The organism is Ruegeria sp. CG1, from assembly GCF_056537265.1.
Map to the genome: position 1 here is coordinate 562,201 of NZ_JBQFRF010000002.1, position 20,238 is coordinate 582,438.

6 protein-coding genes are annotated in these 20,238 nt (G+C 59.7%); 4 read left to right on the forward strand and 2 right to left on the reverse strand.

The window, feature by feature from the left end; all coding sequences use genetic code 11:
• Positions 1-9: 9 nt before the first annotated feature.
• Positions 10-13,335, reverse strand: coding sequence for a hypothetical protein (locus ACR0AU_RS08260; protein ID WP_480795532.1), 13,326 nt, complete (start codon positions 13,333-13,335; stop codon positions 10-12).
• A 270-nt stretch (positions 13,336-13,605) separates the two neighbouring features.
• Between ACR0AU_RS08260 and ACR0AU_RS08265 the strand changes: the two genes are divergently transcribed.
• Positions 13,606-14,643: a zinc-dependent alcohol dehydrogenase family protein gene (locus ACR0AU_RS08265; protein WP_480795533.1), complete on the forward strand. Its 1,038-nt coding sequence runs from the start codon at positions 13,606-13,608 to the stop codon at positions 14,641-14,643.
• Positions 14,644-14,708: 65 nt separating this feature from the next.
• Here ACR0AU_RS08265 and ACR0AU_RS08270 read toward each other — a convergent pair whose 3' ends face one another.
• Positions 14,709-15,512, reverse strand: coding sequence for a helix-turn-helix domain-containing protein (locus ACR0AU_RS08270; RefSeq protein WP_170635892.1), 804 nt, complete (start codon positions 15,510-15,512; stop codon positions 14,709-14,711).
• 131 nt (positions 15,513-15,643) lie between these two features.
• On the opposite strand from ACR0AU_RS08270, the gene ACR0AU_RS08275 reads away from it, so the two are divergent.
• The 3 genes from ACR0AU_RS08275 (at position 15,644) to ACR0AU_RS08285 (ending at position 20,236) form a co-directional block, all read left to right on the forward strand.
• Positions 15,644-17,620: a CocE/NonD family hydrolase gene (locus tag ACR0AU_RS08275; RefSeq protein WP_480795534.1), complete on the forward strand. Its 1,977-nt coding sequence runs from the start codon at positions 15,644-15,646 to the stop codon at positions 17,618-17,620.
• 25 nt (positions 17,621-17,645) lie between these two features.
• The gene (locus ACR0AU_RS08280) at positions 17,646-19,211 is read left to right on the forward strand and encodes an ABC transporter substrate-binding protein (RefSeq protein ID WP_170509482.1); all 1,566 of its coding nucleotides are present in this window, start codon (positions 17,646-17,648) and stop codon (positions 19,209-19,211) included.
• 86 nt (positions 19,212-19,297) lie between these two features.
• The gene (locus ACR0AU_RS08285) at positions 19,298-20,236 is read left to right on the forward strand and encodes an ABC transporter permease (RefSeq protein ID WP_170394255.1); all 939 of its coding nucleotides are present in this window, start codon (positions 19,298-19,300) and stop codon (positions 20,234-20,236) included.
• The last annotated feature ends 2 nt before the right edge of the window (positions 20,237-20,238 follow it).

Sequence of the window (20,238 nt, forward strand, 5' to 3'; positions counted from 1 at the left end):
CCTCATAAACTAGAATTGTATCCCAAGGCCAATGCCAACCTGCAGGGCTTCGGTTGAGTCCCCAAACATATGGTCCAGGCTCAGGTTGATAAAGCTGCTTTCATCCAAAGCAAACAATCCCAACCGCGCGGACACGACGCCGTGGGCGTCACCGATATAGCTGGTATTCACGAACCCTCCGTCGGCGGCGCTGGCCCCACTGAAGCCAGCGGTTACCGACACCGTGTCGTCAGACGAGAGGATGGCACCGGCGCGCAGGCTCGCACGCAGTTTCTGCGAGGCGCTCAGGATCTGCTCGGCCCCGATCTCAATCGACGGCGTCAGCGAATAGATCATCTCGTTGTCGTCCTGCAAGACGATACCTGACAAAGTGGCATCGCCATTGCTTTCCGTCGCCAACCGCGTCGCATCGACGGCCAGTTCGGGGCGCAGATACGCTCCACCAGCGCCAAGTCTTTGATCATACGCCAGGCTGAGCCGCAGGTTCTGGTTGTTCATCTTGTGCTTGATCTCGCTGACACCAACGGTGTCCACAATTGTGCCATTGGGCAAAACGCCCCGGATCCCACCTGCACGGCTTGTATCGTAGTTTGACCAACCTGCCGACAGCATGGCCGCAAACTCCCACGCGCCTGTGTATTTGGTCAGCGATGCACCCAGATTGAACCGATCGCCGGATGCATTGTATTGCGATCCGTTCTGCAGGCTGATCTGGTCGTAGCCCAGGGCAAACCCTGCATACAACTCATCCCCCACCGGTAGACGGACACCCGCCGACCAATTGGTGTTATTGACGTTCAGATCGTTGTAAATCCCGGTCTGCTCGCGGTCGAAGAAATAGCGGCCGCCGGTAAACCAGATACAGTTACGCGGATCATCCCCGGCTTGATAATTGGTGTAGCGTTCACAGTTTTGCAGCGTATCCGCGAATACCCGCGTGCCAAAATACGCATCCACCGCATCTGCGGCGTAGTCCGCTGTCGACAAGCTCTCAATGGCCGCGATCACATCGGCCTCGGATTGCATGTTCCCGATCAGCGCCAAAAGCTCGCCCTGTTCGGACGTTCCCCGCCCGTTCAGGACATCATTGATATAGTCACCGATCGCGGTCTGGTTGGAGTTCATCCTAGGCGTCGAATAGTCTGGTGTGATCACCAGATCGATCGAACTGCCGTCCGACGTCGCCCCGTTCAAACCAATGGAGTAATCAAGAACCACAGTGTCCTGGATGGTCGTGCCAGCATCTGCGGCCGTTCCATCGGGATTGATGATGACAAGCGGCAACGCGCGTTCGAGCGTGTTCAACCGCGGCACCAATGTACCACCAATGGTGGCATCCCCGGTGACATTGATCAGATCGCTGTCTCCACCCGATATGCCAGTGGTTCGGAAATACACGTCGAACGTTGAAGTCGCAGTGCCGCCAAAGGCCAGACTTCCGGTCACGTTCGTGGTCTGGCTGACATTTTCGGTGAAGGAAAAATCATCCGCTTGAACAGCAGCCGTCAGGCCTCCGTCGACGCCCCAATTTGCGCCCAGAACCAAGTTGCCATCCACCTGCATGAGCCCGGCGTCGCCCAGATTCACGGTATCCAATGCATAGAAGGTTGCACCATCTTCCACGGTCAGGCCATTCGTCCCGTCACCAAGGTTCAGGTTCCCAAGCGCGCGTCCGGACAGCGTAATTTGTTCATTGCCATCGCCGGCGTTCACCAGTTGGTTATTGCCCGCGATCAGCACCGTGTCTTCTGATAGGGTCAGCGTGTTGTCGGTACCTCCGTCGACAATGATCGAGGCAACCGAATTCGCTTGCCCGGTGCCGCCCATGACAACACCATCGAAACCAAGCATGATGGCGTCTGCCCCGTCACGGCCTTCGGATTGAGCAAAGACACCAATGCCCCCGTCGCCGACCGACAACACATTGCCGGTCAGGGTCATGTCGATAGCACCGCCCGACCCGGCGCCACCTGCGGCACCCCGGAATATGGAGTCGACGATGCCGCCACCGCCACCCAGCGATTGCACTGCAACACCGATCGCGTTCTCTCCGCTGGTGATCGTGTTACCAGTTTGCGAGAATAGAATGTCCCCGCCGTCCCCGCCATTTGCAGCTGACAGATTTACGGTCACCTGGCTGGGGTCCAGGTCTGTCGTGACAAGACCACCGCCACCACCGATGCTCTGGATCACGAACGCATGCGATCCGGTACCACTTGTGTTTACGTCACCGGTATTGGTGAAATCGACGTTGCCGCCATCTCCAGTTGAATCGTCCTGCGCCCCGAGGGTCACATCGACGCCTCCAAGACCAGCAACGACAGCTTCACCACCGCCCGCGCCGATGCTTTGAACGCTTTGGCCAAAGGACCGGTCACCGCTGGTGAAGACATCTCCATTCAGATCAAGATCGATATCACCGCCGTTGTTGCGGAAGCTTGGATCGGACCCCAGGATTACCGAAGCAAACCTGTTGGTATCAGCCGTGCCCGTGCTGTTGAGCACCAGCTTACCGCCGCCGCCGCCAATAGATTGCGCCGTACCTGCCGAGGAAAACGCACCATCAGTGCCGACATCGCCCGTCCGGCTGCCGAACACATCGCCACCTGCTGCATCATTCGTATCAATCGCGCCCAGGCGCGCATCAATCTCGATACCGTCGCCATCCTGAAGGCTGATGTTGTTGGCCGATGTGCCACCACCGCCGCCAACACTCTGCAGCATCAGACCTGTCGAGCGGTCGCTGGTGGTCGCTATGTTACCGACGTGCGACTGGGCAACCTGGCTGCCCGCTGTGCCCGAAACATCATCACCGCCCAGCGAGATGTCACTGATATAAACCGTGCCGGTTCCACCCGCGCTTGCCGTCGCAGTCGTAAAGTCGACCGATGTTTCAGAGTTGCCGCCGCCGCCGTTAACGGATTGTGCGAAGATGGCCTCGCTGCCTGCACCATTCACCAGAATGTCACCAGTTGAATTGACATTCGCGGTTCCCACCGATCCGGTGGTCCCTTCTCGCGCGCCCAACACATGAGAGATCGTGTAATCCAGCGCCGAGACTAAGGGCGACGATACCGAATATCCCGCATTGCCGCCGCCGCCACCTACGGATTGGGCATAGATACCGAACCCGTTTTCAGCGTTCACGACAATCGTACCGGTATGGTTGACCGTGACATCTCCACCATCCGCCCCGTCACCACCAGAACCGCCAATGGCGATCTTCGAGTATGACTGGCCGGTCATGGTGTTTTTGAGGTCGTTCACATCCATCGCGACGGCCAAACCACCGTTACCGCCGCCGCCACCAACGGATTGCGCGAAGATACCGTAGGCCCCTTCGCCATCAACGCGGATGTCGCCGGTATTGGTGACAACCGCGTTTCCGGCAGCATTGCCACTGCCACCCGAACCACCGATGTTCAACTGCGCGGTCGGAGAGCTGCTGTCCCCCGTCTTCAGCCGCAAAGTCCCTGTGATCGAACTCCCACCGTTGCCGCCGCCACCACCAACGGATTGAGCAAAGATGCCATGCGCACCTGCACCAATGGTGAGGATCGTACCTGCATTTGTGACGGCCACGTTGCCTCCGGTTCCACCGGAACCACCCGAGCCACCCAGGCCAAACTGCAACGCCCGCCGAGTGCTCGCCTCGGCCCCGCCATAGCGACCATCAACCGAGATTGTCGATCCGCCATTGCCGCCGCCACCGCCGACAGACTGTGCGAAGATACCGTGGCTTTCGGCTCCGCTGGTCACGATGGTACCATCGGCTTCGTTCACAACAGTGGTTGTACTGCCAGAACCACCGGTGCCGCCGGTGCCACCAATAAGGATCGCGTTTGTCGTAGACCCCTCCGAGGACCGGCCCAGAATAATGTTTCGAACCTGCTGTGCATCACCACCGCCACCGCCGACCGATTGCGCGTAGATACCCACCGACTTGTCGCCCGTGGTCAGGATCACGTCCCGGTTGGTCACAGATACCGCCGCCGACATCGCACCCGAGCCGCCGTTGCCGCCGATGGACAATGTCGCGGTGTTTCCAATCTCCTTACGCAGGCTGATGATGCGGTTTTCCACGACACCACCCATGCCGCCGCCGCCTCCGACGGACTGCGCAAAGATACCATGGGCCATGGTGCCTGCAGTGCTGATTATTCCGTCACTCACTACGGTAACGATGTCCGAGGTCATACCGTCCCCACCGGTACCGCCTATGTTGATCGATGCTGTGGTGCCGACTGTGGACGGGTTGACCACAGCTTTGATGGTATCGAGGTTCGATTGTCCGGCCTGTACCATGCCGCCAGTTCCGCCTGCGCCACCGATGGATTGCGCCATCAGCCCAATCGAGCGATCTCCTAACGTTGCGATCTGGGCAGTGTTGGTGACGTCCACCGTGCCACCAACGCCTCCGGTGCCGCCGGTACCACCGATGGACAAGGCAATTGAAGTACCCTTGCCAGCCGAGTTGCTGGCCTTGCCACCATTGCCGCCGCCGCCGCCAACGGACTGGGCAAATACGCCATGTGCGTCATCGCCCTGTGTGACAACAGTGCCCGCCACCACAGAAGTCACATCGCCTGCTGCGCCACCCGTACCGCCTTCAAGCCCGACTGACAGGCTGGCTTTGTTGCCTTTGCTGTCGCCGGATTTCGGGGTGCCGATGCTGACCGAAGTTGATGACGAGTTACCCCCGCCATTGCCGATGGACTGTGCAAAGAAGCCATAAGACCGGTTGCCCGTCGTGCTGATCGCGCCGTTCGAGCTGGCATAGACGTCCCCACCGCTGCCCCCGGTTCCACCCGTGCGGCCGATCTGGATGTTTACATTGCCGCCATCAACCGACGTCGATGCCGAATTGTAGCCAGCATTGCCGCCGCCGCCGCCAACTGACTGCGCAAACAGACCATGGGAATCTGCGCCCGAGGTCGCGAGGTCGCCTGTATTGCGCACATCCACCGAACCACCGATGCCGCCCTCACCCGTGCCGCCGCCAATAGCCAAGCCAAAGCCTTTGTTGGTCGCGTCGGAGGCAAGCTCATAGGTCATGCCGAGGTTCAAGGCGGCGTTGCCGCCGCCACCGCCGATGGATTGCCCAAACACACCGTGGCTGCCATCTTGCAAGGTGACGATATCACCATAGTGGTCAACATCGACCTCGCCACCGTCCCCTGCCGTACCTGCATCGCCACCGATGGCAACCACCGCCGACACTCCGGTTTTGTTGCCCGAGGAATCTGCAGGGTTCACCTTGCCTTCAAGCTCATCCAAAACCGCGTTGTAGTTGGCGATGACCGAGTCATCGACGCCGGTATTGGTCGGTGTCTTGCGATCCGTGGAATCGCCGGTGCCGCCGTTACTTTGATTGCCGGTGGTCTTGCTGATACCCACAACTGCGTTGATCCCGGCATCGCCGCCGCCGCCGCCAATGCTCGACGCCTCGATACCGTGCGATCCAACGCCATCGGTCGTGATTGTCCCCGCAGCAAGGGCCGCTGTGCCACGCGCGATGGTCACGTCACCCGCATCGCCGCCACCGCCGCCAAAGCCGCCGATCCCCATCGCGATCGGTGAGCTGTCCTTAGTACCAACAAAGGTTGCATTGATGCCGCCAGTGCCACCGCCGCCGCCGATGCTCTGGGCAAAGATTCCACGCGCGTGATAGCCATTTGTTGCGATGTTGCCGGTCTGAGTGACCGACACGTCACCCGCATCCGCACCAGTACCTCCGTGGCCGCCAAGGCCGCCCACAATGCTCAGATCCGTTTTGCCGTCCGAGTTGTTGGAGTCGCCATAGTTCAGCTGCCCGGTCACATTCAATGCACCGTTGCCACCGCCGCCTGCGATCGACTGGGCCAAAACTCCATGTTTCCAGTTGCCGGCGACTGACACAGTTCCCGCGTGATTGACGCCCACATTGCCCGAGACATTGCCGTCACCGCCAAAGCCTCCGACGCCAAACGTAACCGAAGGGATCTTGCCATCTTTGCTGAGCGCGATTCCACCCGAGACATTCAGACCGCCATTGCCGCCGCCGCCGCCGATGGACTGCGCCAGTAGACCCGCCGAACCGTCAGTATCCGGCTTTTCTTCGTTGAAGACACCCATGTCGATGAACAGGCGTTCCAACCCGAAGTTCGACGCCAATTCCTCGGTCTCATCTACGATCGAGTCGCCCAGGAAATCACGCAGTTTGTCTTCGAACGTCGTTGTATTGGGGATCGATATATCGTCCGGGTTCGTTGTAACCGTAATATCCGCTTGCGAGGTGACCGTGACGCCTCCGGCCTGACCGCCATCGCCTGCGAAACCACCGACGCCCACGATCAGAGAGCTGTCGGATACGATCCCGCCTGACACGTTCAGACCACCGTTGCCACCGCCGCCGCCAACGGATTGGGCCAGCAGGCCGGATTGGCCAGTGCCGTGAGCTGTGATCGTACTGCCTGCGCCAATGTTCACATCGACATTTCCGGCGTCTCCACCGCCGCCACCAAAGCCCCCGACGCCCACGACAACCGCGTAGGATTTGCTGCTATCTGTCTGGCCTGCGCCGGGTTTGCCGCTGATCGCGAGGCCGCCTGAGACGTTCGTACCACCGTCACCGCCGCCGCCGCCAAGCGACTGAGCAATGATGCCACTGGCTCCTTTGCTTTCATCAACAGCGAATGTTCCATCCGGTTGCTCGACCATCGGAATGGCCTGCACATTGCCGGTATAGTCCAGATCGACGTCACTTGCGTCACCGCCAGCCCCGCCAAAGCCGCCAACACCCGCTGAAACCGAAAAGATCGTGTCCGACCCCGATGGTTTAGTCAGCGCCAGAGTGCCCGAAATATTCACGCCCCCGGTACCGCCACCGCCACCAAGGCTTTGCGCAAACAGACCATGCGACCCGTCACCCGCCGTCACTACATCGCTTTGAACATCCAACGTGACCGCATCGGCATTGCCACCACCGCCACCAAAGCCACCAAGTCCCAGGGCAACCGCTGCACCGGATTTGCCGGTGAGATTGACAGCGCCAGAAACGTTCAGACCGCCGTTACCGCCCCCGCCGCCGACCGATTGGGCCATGACACCAATACTGTCTACGCCAGTGGTTACCACCGAAGTTGTGCCACTGCTGTCCGTTCTTGAGCGCAATGTGCTGTTCACTTCACCAGCGTTACCCGCCCCGCCACCGAAGCCGCCAACGCCCAGACTGACCGAGCCGCCATTTTCCTGGCTGATACCCAACGAGGCCGAGATATTAGTGCCGCCGTTGCCACCACCGCCGCCAAGGCTCTGTGTCAGGATCCCGGTGCTGCGATCGCCGGTCGTGGTCACTCCGCCGGTGATTGTCGATTGCACCAACGCTCCGGCATCAGCGCCGCCGCCGCCAAAGCCGCCCACACCGATGCCGACCGCCGCATTGGCTGATCGGGACAGAGACAACGCTGCCGAGATGTTGGTGCCGCCGTTGCCACCACCGCCGCCGAGGCTTTGCGTCAGAATGCCGACCGAGTCATCACCGGTTGTCATGACATCTCCGGTGACCCGCTGCGTGACGTTATCTGCCGCACCACCGTCCCCGCCAAAGCCGCCGACGCCGATCCCCAAACCGCCGGAATAGTTGCTGGCTACAGAAATGGCCCCGGAAATGTTTGTGGCGCCATTGCCGCCACCTCCGCCAAGGCTTTGTGCGATAATACCTGCCGACCGCGGACCCGAGGTGCTCACATTGCCCGAGAACGTGTTGTCGACTACCCCGCTGGTCCCGCCACTGCCGCCGAAGCCGCCCACGCCGATACCTGCCGCACCCGATCCAGTGCGTGCGATGCTCAGAGCGCCCGAGATGTTGACGCCGCCATTACCGCCGCCGCCGCCAACGGATTGGACCAGAACGCCCGTCGCGTTCTCACCACTTGTAGTGACATCGCCGGTGACCGACCCCGTCGCCGCGCTCGCAGCACCGCCATCGCCACCCGAGCCACCGATGCCAACCCCGACGGCGCCGCCCCCGGTCCCCGAGATGTTCACGGCTGCTGATACGTTCAGCCCGCCATTGCCGCCGCCACCCGCAGCAGATTGCACCAAGACGCCGCCAGAATTGTCACCGGTAGTGGTAACATTGCCAACGACCGTGCCTTCGGCCGTATCCGCGTCGCCCCCGTCACCACCGCTGCCACCAAGACCAACAGACGCACCACCGCTGCCGGTTCCTGCGACAGTGACTGTGGCGGAAACATTCATGCCTCCATTGCCCCCACCGCCGCCAAGGCTTTGCACGATCACCCCGCCGGATTCATCGCCATGTGTCGAGACGTTTCCGTTCAATGTGGCTTCAACTGTGCCTCCGTTGCCGCCGGTACCGGACGCCCCACCAAGACCCACGGATGCCCCACCCGAGCCGGTGCCCGCCGCGGCCACTGCAACCGAGACGTTCATGCCACCATTACCGCCGCCACCGCCGACAGATTGTGCCAAGAGACCGCTGGAGGTTTCACCTTGCGTGATCAGATTCCCGGTTACATTCGCCGTGACCGCCGAGGCGTCACCGCCGCCAGTTCCACGACCGCCCAAGCCAACTGCCGCAGCGCCAGAACCCGTACCTGCGCCACCGACGGAAGCAGAAACGTTGAACCCGCCATTGCCGCCGCCGCCGCCGATTGATTGCGCCACAACTGCGCTGGACTGCGCACCTTCGGTTTGAACACTATTGGCAACCGTCAGGCCAACAACACCCCCCGTGCCGCCGCTGCCACCGGACCCACCCAGGCCAACGCTGATCGCGCCCGATCCGGTGCCGGCCCCAGCCAAAGCCGGTGAGACATTGAAGCCACCATTACCACCACCGCCACCAACGGACTGCGCGAGGATACCCACCGAAGCATCCCCTCGGGTTACCACGTTAGCTGTTGTGCTGGCCGTCACCAAACTGCCGTCACCCCCGGCGGACCCTGAGCCGCCCAGACCAACCGAAACTGATCCCGCACCCGTTCCAGCCCCGGACACGGTGGGCGAGACATTGAACCCGCCGTTACCACCGCCACCGCCAAGCGACTGCGCAACAAACCCGCTAGAGGCGAAGCCATCCGTCAGGATGGTGCCATTCGAGGTCAGCGTGACAATGCCGCCATTGCCGCCGGTATCACCTGAACCACCCAGTCCTACACTCACCGCACCACTGGCTGTACCTGCGCCCGACAGAACCGGGGCTACGTTGAACCCACCGTTGCCGCCTCCGCCACCGATGGATTGCGCTACGACGCCCGAGGACTGATCCCCCTGCGTTTCAACCGCATTGTTCGATGTGGCATCGACCGTGCTGCCATCGCCTCCACCGCCGCCGTTGCCACCCAATCCGACCGAGACGCCAGCCCCTGCAGTGCCCGATCCCTGAACCGATGCGCTGACGTTAAACCCGCCGTTACCTCCGCCACCGCCGATGGACTGCGCGAGGAATGCTGTCGCCGAGTCGCCTTGCGTCAGAATTGTCCCACTGGATCTTAGCGTAACCGACCCGCCATTACCGCCACCTGCGCCCGTTCCACCAAGCCCGACGCTGACCGCACCGCTTGCAGTACCTGCACCGGCCCCGGTCCCCGAGATATTAAACCCACCATTGCCGCCACCACCGCCGATGGATTGGGCGACGACGCCTGAAGAACGGTCCCCGACAGTTACAATCGTATTTGTATTCGTCAGATTGACAGTGCCACCCGTCGAACCCGTACCTGCGTCGCCGCCAAGGCCAACTGAAACTGCACCGCTCGCAACCCCAGCCCCTGCAAGTGACGCGCTAACATTAAAAGCGCCATTGCCACCGCCGCCGCCAACGGACTGTGCCAGAACGGCAGTTGAGTCCGCGCCACCGGTGCTTACGGTGCCTGTGACTCGACCGGTCACCGATTGACCGATTCCACCTCCTGAGCCGTCGCCACCAAGGCCTACGGTGACGGCACCGCCACCTGCCCCCGCACCAGCAACACCGGCCGTCACGTTGAAGCCGCCATTGCCACCACCGCCGCCGATGGATTGGAAAACTGCGCCGCCTGAACCTTCGGACACTGTTGTGACGTTTCCTGCAACCTGGCCTTCAACCACGCCGCCATTGCCGCCTGTATCGCCGTTGCCGCCGAGCCCGACGCCAATTGACCCAGCACCGGCTCCTGCCGCTGCCACTCCGGCGGTGACATTGAAACCACCATTACCACCGCCACCGCCGATGGATTGAATAACGACAGCCGTCGAGCGTGCACCTTCGGTCCGAACGTCGCCGTTGACGCGCACGCCGGTTACCGTACCGCCTATGCCGCCGCTGCCTCCGTCGCCGCCAAGTCCGACTCCAATCGTTCCGGCACCGCCACCGCCGGCCGCCAAGCCAGCAGCGACGCTGAAGCCGCCATTGCCACCGCCACCGCCGATGGATTGCACCACGACCGCACCGGCATCATCCCCACGGGTGATGACATCCGCATCAACTTGGGCCGTCACTGTACCGCCCGCACCTCCACCGCCAGCTTTACCGCCGAGGCCTACACTGATGGACCCGGCAGCGCCGCCCGCAATATCGGCACTGGCACCGATGGCATAACCACCATTACCACCGCCGCCGCCAACGGATTGCGCAACGACACCGCTGGAGAATGCGCCACTGGTTTCGATTGAGGTCCCACCGGCACGCAAAATGACGTTGCCACCGATACCGGCACCACCACCATCTCCGCCGACACCGACGTTGATCCCGACCGCAGCGCCTCCGCTTGCGCTGATACCGGCCGCGATGCTTCCACCACCATTACCGCCACCGCCACCCACGGATTGCGCGATGATCGCGCTGGAGCTTGTGCCAGTCGTGGTCACGTCAGCATTGGTATAGACCTGAACAAGTCCACCATTGCCCGCACTGCCGGCCTTGCCGCCAATTCCAACTGATACGTTGCCCGAAAATAGTGCCGAGGCGCCACCGGTCGCGGCGACCGCCAATCCACCATTGCCACCACCACCGCCGACGGACTGAAACAGCATACCTGTCGACCGGTTTCCGGTCGTGACGACAGTGCCTTCTAACCCAGCTGCTGTTGCGACGCCACTACCATCGAACTGGCCAACCGTGACCGGACCACCCGTGCCGCCCGTACCACCGTCACCGCCAACCCCAACAGCCAGCGAACCCGATACCGGACCTCCAGAGGCTGCGACAGATACGGCATAGCCACCATTGCCCCCGCCACCGCCAACAGATTGCAGCATCACCCCAACCGAGTCGTCGCCACCGGTTTGTACAGAAGCTGAACCGCTGCCGCTAAGCGTGACCGTCCCACCGTTGCCACCATTGCCAGCGGACCCACCAACCGAGACCGATGCCGCGCCAAATGCGCCAACCGCAACCGAGACCGCTCCGCCACCGTTGCCGCCACCGCCGCCGACGGATTGTGCAAATACACCTGCCGAGCGCGCGCCCGAAGTCCGGATAGCCGACGGCTGGCTGCCATCGGTGTTGGATAAGGTTACGTTGACATTGCCACCGGTCCCTCCGGCCCCGCCATCACCACCGATGGCTACCCCGACAAACGCACCTACCGAACCGGACGAACCACCATTGCCGCCACCGCCACCAATCGACTGGGCCAGAATACCCATCGCATCATCACCCGAAGTGGTGATGATCCCGTCATTCACGATCGTCACAGTGGACCCGCTGCCACCGCCGCTGCCATTGCCACCGACCGAGACCATTCCACCGGACGAGCCACCATCACCGCCACCGCCGCCGATGGATTGCGCGATAATCCCGCGGGCGTTGTCGTCTTCGGTTACAATACGCCCGTAGTTGCTGACGCTTACCGCAGCGCCCGTTCCGCCCCGAGATCCTGTGCCACCAATCGCAACAAGCCCATATGAATTTGCACCGGTTCCGCCGCTGCCGCCGATGGATTGCGCCATGACACCGTCAGCCCCAATGCCCGAAGTCAGGATGCTTCCCGAACCTTGCACAGTGACATTCACCGCGTCCCCGCTACCGCCGTTCGAGCCCACACCACCAAGAGAAAGTGATACCAGGCCGCCTGCAGTTCCGCCCGAACCACCGCCGCCGCCGATGGACTGGGCAACAATACCGCGCGCGAAATCACCTTGTGTTTCAATCGCGCCACCATGCGAGACGTTAACCCTGCCTCCATTTCCGCCATTATCGGCCCCGCCAATGAGCGAAACCAACAAGTTGCCACTTGTCCCCGCTGACCCCCCCGAACCGCCGATGGATTGTGCGTAAATACCGTTCGCATAGTCGCCGGTCGTCAAGATGCTACCGCTTGAGGTCGTGTTTACCGTTACGGTGCCACCGCTACCGCCATAGCCTCCGTTACCGGACGAGCCAACCAGCCCCCATTGTGACCCACCATTACCGCCGTTGTTCGAAACGCTCAGCGCATAGATGCCATCAGCCGAGTCGCCGGACGTAGAAATGTCACCCCGCTGCGTAACGGTTACATCGCCACCATCTGCCGAGTGGCCACCGGTGCCCCCACCCGGAGCCGCGAAGCCGCTGCCACCATCACCAGCCTCGCCGCTGCGGCTGAACGCAAATATACCGTCATAGCCGTCGCCCGATGTCTGGATCGTGCTGCTGGAGGATTGTGTTGCGTTTACCGTGCCGCCTTCCCCGCCGTCGCCGCCATCGCGCCCGTCCCAAAAGCTCAGATACGAGTCGCCGCCCTGACCACCGTCACCGCCAACGCTACCCACTTGCCAACCGACATTGCTGGTTGCGTTGACATTCCCGTTCAGGGTTTGAGTCTGGGTTGGGCCATCGGCACCGTTTCCACCTGAACTTGGTGGCACAACAAGCGCACCATCGCGCCCATTGCTGCCATCTCGCCCGTAAACGACCTGGCTCACACCGTTAGGTCCGGAGACGTTCACCGGCGGGGTGACAGAGCCAGGAGTACCCGAACTGTTGAAGTTGCTGTTGTACTGAGACAGGGTCAGCTGAGTGGACAAGCTGGCCGTTCCGGTCGCACCAGAATTACTGATCTGAGCCGCTGTTCCCGTTATGGATACAATCTCAAATGCCAGTGGGGGATTGTCGGAGTTGTAAATTGTATCGCCGGCATCTTTGACGAGAAACACATAGCCATCCGCCGTCTCAACAAAAGCCGTCGTCCCGGCTGTAGGTGTTGAAGCGGGATCCACGATCAGTGCAGTGACTGTCGTATCCAGACCAGTCACAGGGTTGTTAACAGTGTCTCCAACAATTGAATCTGCAGTCGGCGCGGCAAGCAAAGGTGTTGAATTAAATAGAAAAATAGAAAGCGCAAACAGCAGGTTTGAAAACTTTGACACCTTGAGACCCTACAACCCAATTCACCAGCACAGAAGGCAAAGAAGAGCTGCACCCAAAAGCAACACATTGCTTTTGGGAATTTCCCCATCACCACCTAAAGAAAGATATGCGCAAGTTTAAGGAGAGTGGATTTCTTAAATTTGTCTAAAACTGGATTTGGTTAAAATAGTGCTAAAATGCCACAACCTGGGTTCATCCCTATGGCTGGATCAGTTCGGCTGAGTTGGTTTAGGTTCACACAACTTTTCGAAAAAATGAAAGAGCACACTATGAAGGCTGTCCTGTTCGAGAAGTTCCAACAAACCCCCAAGGTTGTCACTGTCGACGACCCTGCACCCGATATTCATGGCGTTGTTCTGAAGGTCGAAGCCACCGGCGTTTGTCGCAGCGATTGGCACGGGTGGATGGGGCATGACAGTGATATCGAGCTGCCTCACATACCCGGTCATGAGTTGGCTGGCGTGGTCGAAGCCGTCGGACGGGATGTAAAGAACTGGAAAGTTGGCGACAAAGTAACCGTGCCTTTCGTCTGCGGCTGCGGAACGTGCAGCGAATGTCACGCAGGGCATCAGCAAGTCTGTCTGTTTCAAGAGCAACCCGGCTTTACCCATTGGGGCAGTTTCGCGGAATATGTGCCAATTCATCAGGCTGACCTTAATTTGGTCGCGCTGCCTGAAACCATGGAATTTGCAACCGCCGCCAGCCTTGGCTGCAGGTTTGCCACTTCATTCCGCGCGGTCGTCGATCAGGGAAGGGTCTCGGCCGGTCAATGGGTTGCCGTGCATGGCTGCGGTGGGGTCGGTCTGTCAGCCGTTATGATTGCTGCCGCCGTCGGGGCCAATGTCATCGGGGTTGATCTAGACGAAGCCAGACTCGAACTTGCGCAAGAACTGGGTGCAGTTGCGACCATTAACGGTACAGATGCTGATGTTCCCGAAGCGATCCGCGAAATCACCAAAGGCGGCTCCCATGTGTCAATCGACGCATTGGGTCATCCCGTCACTATGACCAACTCAATCCTCTGCCTGCGTCCGCGCGGCAAGCACATTCAGGTCGGTCTGATGCTGGGTGATCACGCTTCGCCAGCAGTACCCATGCCAAAGATCGTAGGACAAGAGATCGAACTGCTTGGTTCGCACGGGATGCAGGCGCATCGCTATGGCGCGATGCTCGACATGATTAAAAATGGCAAGTTGGATCCGGCCCGGTTGGTGGGGGAAAAAATCAGCCTGGAAGACGCGCCCAAGGCCTTGATAGGGATGGATAAGTTTACCTCAATCGGTGCGACGGTCATCACAAGGTTCTGAGTCACAAACAGGATCCGCCCCGTGTGAAAATGGCGCCACTAAACGGCGATTTCAAAATGCATCACTCAATTGGCAAGTTCTGTTGGTATCGCTGAAAAATGGGCATCGCCTGATCCCAAAAGGTACTTTCGGACCGCCAGGTCGATTGATTTACTCTGTTCTGAATAGACACCGCAGGCAGTGAGCGCTTCACGGGCGGTAATGCGCTCATCAAGCCGTTTCCAGATTGTTTTCGCCGCATAAGGGTGTGGAAACGGCCGCCAAGCCACACCCATTGTCATGCCACGCAAGTATTTTAGCTGTTGGCGATGCGCGGAATAAAGGATGGTCTGCGCTATGCTTCCTTCCTTGCCGCTTTCATGTTCGGTGGCGAAGATCCTGTTACCGCGCAGGGCAACCAGCCCTTCGTAGCGCGAAATCTGCCGAACGCTTTTGTCCGGGGACGTGGCGTTTTCGTGCGAGCGGATCGTCACGACGCCATCCACCTCCTTAAGTCGGATCAGAGAACAAAAAATGCGCCCCTGCCAAGACGGGGTGCAAAAGAAAGAATGATAGAAGCCCACATAGCGTCTGAGATTCTTCACCTGATCACTGTACGGCTTAACAAACAAGCTGGCAGGAGTTTCTTTCCGACGGACGATCGAGTCTTTCAATGTTTCTTCAAAATCCGCCCGAGGTGCAAAAAGCTGCGCCTCAGGCAGATCGAAATACCGAGCGATACGGCGCAGGTTGTGGGCTGATGGCAAGCTTTCGCCGTTGAGGTAGCGATTAAACTGCTGCCTGTTCAGGCCGATTTCTCGACAGACTTGCGAGATATTGCCTCGCTCGGCGCACAAAGACCGTAAATTTGCGGAAAAACTTTCGGACATAAGCGTCATTTCTTTCGCGTTTTGACGCTATAATGCTAAAGATTGAATAAAAGCGCGTAAAGTAGCTCAGTTCAATAATTTTCGGAATGCGGGTTGGCTGTACCAAACGCAACAACGGGACCTCGCTCCGAATGTCCACAAAAATCATCGAAAACTCCTGGATCCCCCTGCCGGATGGTCGGAAACTGGCTGCACGAATTTGGTTGCCCGAAACCGGGCCGTCACCCGCCATTCTGGAATACCTCCCCTATCGCAAACGGGATGGAACTGCGCCGCGAGATGCAACCACTCATCCAGTATTTGCCGAGGCAGGATACGCCTGCATCCGCGTCGACATTGCCGGAACCGGTGATAGCGAGGGGCAGTTCGACGACGAGTATTCGGAACAAGAACTCCGCGATGGTGAAGCCGTCCTGAGTTGGATCGCCGCACAAAACTGGTGCGACGGAAACATTGGGATGATCGGTATCTCCTGGGGAGGGTTCAATGGGCTGCAGCTGGCCTTTCGCCATCCGCCCGAGCTCAAGGCGGTGGTCAGTGTCGCCTCGACCGTGGATCGGTACGCCGATGACATACACTTCATGGGCGGCTGCCTGTTAAGCGACAATATCAACTGGGGCAGTCAAATGTTCGCCTATTTGACACGGCCCGCAGACCCCGAGCTGCGATCTGATTGGCGAGAAGACTGGCTTGCCCGACTTGAGAATGTACCATTCTCAGCAGCCGATTGGCTGCGTCATCCAACGCGCAGCGCGTTCTGGAAACATGGCTCGGTCTGCGAGGATTGGTCGGCGATTCAAGCTCCGGTTCTTGCGATAACGGGTTGGTCGGATGCATATGTCAACGCTCCGCCAGCGCTGGCAGCAAATCTGGCCGTGCCGTCAAAGGCACTGATCGGACCGTGGGAGCACCGCTATCCGCATATCTCGAAACTGGAGGCAGGAGATTTCCATTCCGAGGTGATCGGCTGGTTTGATCGCTGGCTGAAGGGGCAGCAGAATGGCGCCGAAGACCTGCCCGCCTACCGAACCTATATGCAGGATCATTTTGGCCCGAGCAAAAAGAACAAACCCAGGCAGGGCCGCTGGATCGCCGAGACAGAATGGCCGTCGCCCAATGTCAGCGATGAAGTCTGGCATTTGGGATTGGGTGGGTTTTCCGACGTCGCCATTACGGCCGAGACAACCGTATCGAATCCGGCCCATATCGGACAGGCTGGCGGGTATTTCTGCCCGGGCATGCGGATCGACAATGAGTTGGCCGAAGATCAAGCAGCCGATGACGCACTGTCGCTTTGTTTCGATACGGCACCGCTGGACAAGCCGCTTGAACTGCTTGGACGGGCGCGACTGAAACTGTCCTTCACCGTGGACAGACCGGTAGCCCATCTGATAGCGCGGTTGTGTGATGTCGCCCCGGATGGGGTTTCTCAGCGGATCACCTATCGGGCGCTGAACCTGACGCACTACAAGAGCCACGAGACCCCTGAAGCGTTGGTTCCCGGTCAGGTCTACAGTGCGGAAATCGCACTAAATGAGTGCGCGCATCGCGTGAAACCCGGTCATATCCTGCGTCTTGCGCTGTCTACCGCTTACTGGCCTATCGTTTGGCCCGCGCCAGAAGCGGCAGAGGTGACGTTACAACTGCAAGGTTCGGCGCTGTATTTGCCGGTTCGGACGATGTCTGAGGAAGCTGATCCTGCACATCCCGGACCAGCGCAGGATTATCCGACGTTGCAAAGCACCGAGCTGCGCGCGCCGTCGGGCCGATCCGAACGGCGCATAGAAGCGGATGGAACCGTCGTACTTGAGACATTCGACGACTACGGCAAAGCACAGGACCCCGGCCACGGCCTCATCGTCGGAAGCCACGTCGCCATGCGCTATGCGATCCATCCCGATGACCCAGCGACCGCGCAATTCACGGCGGGCTGGCGTTTCACGTTCGAGAGGGACGAATGGCAGGTCGAGATCAGCACCGAAAACGCGATGACCTGTGACGTCGAGAATTTCTATCTGCATCGAAAACTGCGCGCCACCGAAGGCGCGGACAAAACAGAAGTTCTGACAAAGGAATGGAACGAAACCATCCCGCGCAGGCTTCTGTAAACGATCTGACCCAAGGGAGAACATCATGAAAATCGAATGGACAAAAGCAAATGTCGGGCGCAGAGGCTTCTTGAAAGGGGCAACTGCGCTTGGGGCGGCATCCGCGCTGCCTGCAAGCTGGGCCAATCGCGCCTTCGCCGCTGATGACGGGGTGTTGCGGGTGCGCGCCTACGGTGATGCCCAGAACATGGACCCCGCACATTCCGTCGGTGTTGTCGAAGAAGAAGTGCATGCCTCGATTTACAACAAGCTGATCCAATACAAGCCCGGCGAGGAATGGGGTTGGCAGCTGGATGCGGCGGCGATGATCGAGCAGGTTGACCCGACCCATATCAAGTTCGCCCTACGCGATGATATCGGTTTCACCAATGGCTTCGGTGCGATGACCGCTGAAGACGTGAAATTCAGCATGGAGCGCATCGTGGACGATGCGACCGAAAGCCCGAACAAGCCCGATTTGGGTCCGTTCAGCCATGTCGAAGTGAGCAGCGAACGCGAAGGTACCATCGTTCTGAACGAGCCGTTTGCTCCGATTTGGTCGATCGCCCTGCCCTACATAACCGGCAACATCGTCTCGAAAGCTGCGGTCGAGGCCGCAGGGGGCCGCATCGGGGCTGATCCGGTCGCTGAATCCGGCCCTTATCTGCGGGACAGCTGGTCACCCAAAGAAAAAACCGTGCTTAAGCGCAACCCGGATTGGAAGGGTGACGCACCAACATGGGACACAATCGAAATCCTGCCGATCGACGACGAAAACACCGCCGAGATCGCCTTTGAGGCGGGCGAACTGGACATGACTCGAGTTTCGCTGGGATCGGTCGAACGCTATCGGGCCGGTGTTCCGAACGGCGGATCTTTGGTCGAAAAACCCTCACTGTTCTATGTCTGGTTGGGCATGAATCTGGATCACCCCAAGCTTCAGAACCCAAAACTGCGTCAGGCGATTCAACATGCAGTCGACGTACCAAGCATCCTAGAGGCGGCCTATTTTGGAGCCGCTGAACCCTCGACAGGCATCATCGCACCTGGCCTTGCGGGCCACCGCCCGCAATCTCTGGTCCCTCCGGCGGCAAACTTCGAGAAAGCGGCGCAATTGCTGGCGGAATCTGGCGAGACCAATGTGACGCTTACGCTGGACACGCTGAACAAGACCACTTTCACAACGACGGCTCAGATCATTCAGGCAACTCTGGCGCAGATCGGGATCACGGTCGAAGTCAACGTACTGGAATCCGGTGCATTCTGGGCAAGCGGAGACAACGAGAACCTGCAACTGGTTCTGAACCGCTTCTCGATGACCCCCGATCCATATTATGCGACGGCCTGGTTCACCACCGAACAGGTCGGCATCTGGAACTGGGAGCGGTTCAGCAACGCTGAATTTGACGAAATTCACAACTCGGCATTCAAGGAAGCGGATGTGGCCAAACGCGCTGAGATGTATCAGCGGGCGCAGGATCTGATGGAAGAAAGTGGTGCATACCGCTTTATCACCCACGAGGCGACACCGGTGATTCATTCGGCGCGTGTCACCCCCGCGCTAAGACCCGACGGTCTGGCACTGCTGCGGTACTTCGGCAAGGCGACCTGACCTCCCCAAGGTCGGTTATGTCCGGCGGGGTTTGACGCCCGCCGGACAAAACAGCTCGCCACCCATCCAAAAGGAGCCAGCTTTTCATGTTGAAGTTTGCAACCCGCCGCTTCGGGCTAGCGCTGCTTATCCTGTTCGTGGCGGTTACCGTCATGTTCCTGATGATCCGCGCCGTCCCCGGGGACCCGGTCCAGATCATGTTGGGGCCACGCGCAACACCTGAGCTTCAGGCCCAGCTCACCGCTGCGTTGGCGCTGGATCAACCAATCTGGAAACAGCTGGTCATATTCTATGGAAACCTGGCCCGTGGCGATCTGGGAATCGACGTATTCTCGGGCCGGTCAGTGACAGATATCGTGTTCCAGCAGCTACCCTACACTCTGGAACTGATCTTTGCGTCGATCCTGTGGTCCGCCACTTTGGGAATTGCACTTGGGGCATATGCCGCTGCCCATCCAAACACTCTGATCGATCGCATTGCGGCGGCGATTTCGGTCAGTTTTGTTGCAGCACCCGCCTTTGTCGTAGCACTTCTGTCGCTATTGGTCTTTGCCGTGCATCTTCAGTGGTTTCCAGCCATCGGCGCGGGCGAAGGCTTCTGGGGTCGCATTGATCACCTCGTTTTGCCCGCCTTTGCCATCGGGCTAAGCTGGGTGGGCTACATCGCGCGGTTGGTGCGCGCCTCGATGTTGGAAGTCTTAGGCGAAAACCACGTTCGGACCGCACGTGCCTTCGGTATCGCAGAGCGCCGCGTGGTGATGGTTTATGCCTTGCGTATCGCCATTCTTCCGGTTGTCACGGTGATCGGCGTCGGCATGGGTTTCCTGCTGAGTTCGGCCGTATTCGCCGAAATAGTGTTCGCGCGCCCGGGTCTGGGCAAGCTGGTGATCGACAGCATAACCACCCGCAATTACCCGATTGTCATGGGCTCGGTTCTGATCTCAACCGGTTTGTTCGTCGTGTCGACCGCACTGGCGGATCTGATCAATGCGTGGCTCGACCCACGCGCTAGACAAGCGCATTGAGG

What these genes read in the sequence shown, in the direction of transcription:
- ACR0AU_RS08265 (WP_480795533.1), top strand. Translation starts at nt 13,606, where the DNA reads ATGAAGGCTGTCCTGTTCGAGAAGTTCCAACAAACCCCCAAGGTTGTC.
- ACR0AU_RS08270 (WP_170635892.1), bottom strand. Translation starts at nt 15,512, where the DNA reads ATGTCCGAAAGTTTTTCCGCAAATTTACGGTCTTTGTGCGCCGAGCGA.
- ACR0AU_RS08275 (WP_480795534.1), top strand. Translation starts at nt 15,644, where the DNA reads ATGTCCACAAAAATCATCGAAAACTCCTGGATCCCCCTGCCGGATGGT.
- ACR0AU_RS08280 (WP_170509482.1), top strand. Translation starts at nt 17,646, where the DNA reads ATGAAAATCGAATGGACAAAAGCAAATGTCGGGCGCAGAGGCTTCTTG.
- ACR0AU_RS08285 (WP_170394255.1), top strand. Translation starts at nt 19,298, where the DNA reads ATGTTGAAGTTTGCAACCCGCCGCTTCGGGCTAGCGCTGCTTATCCTG.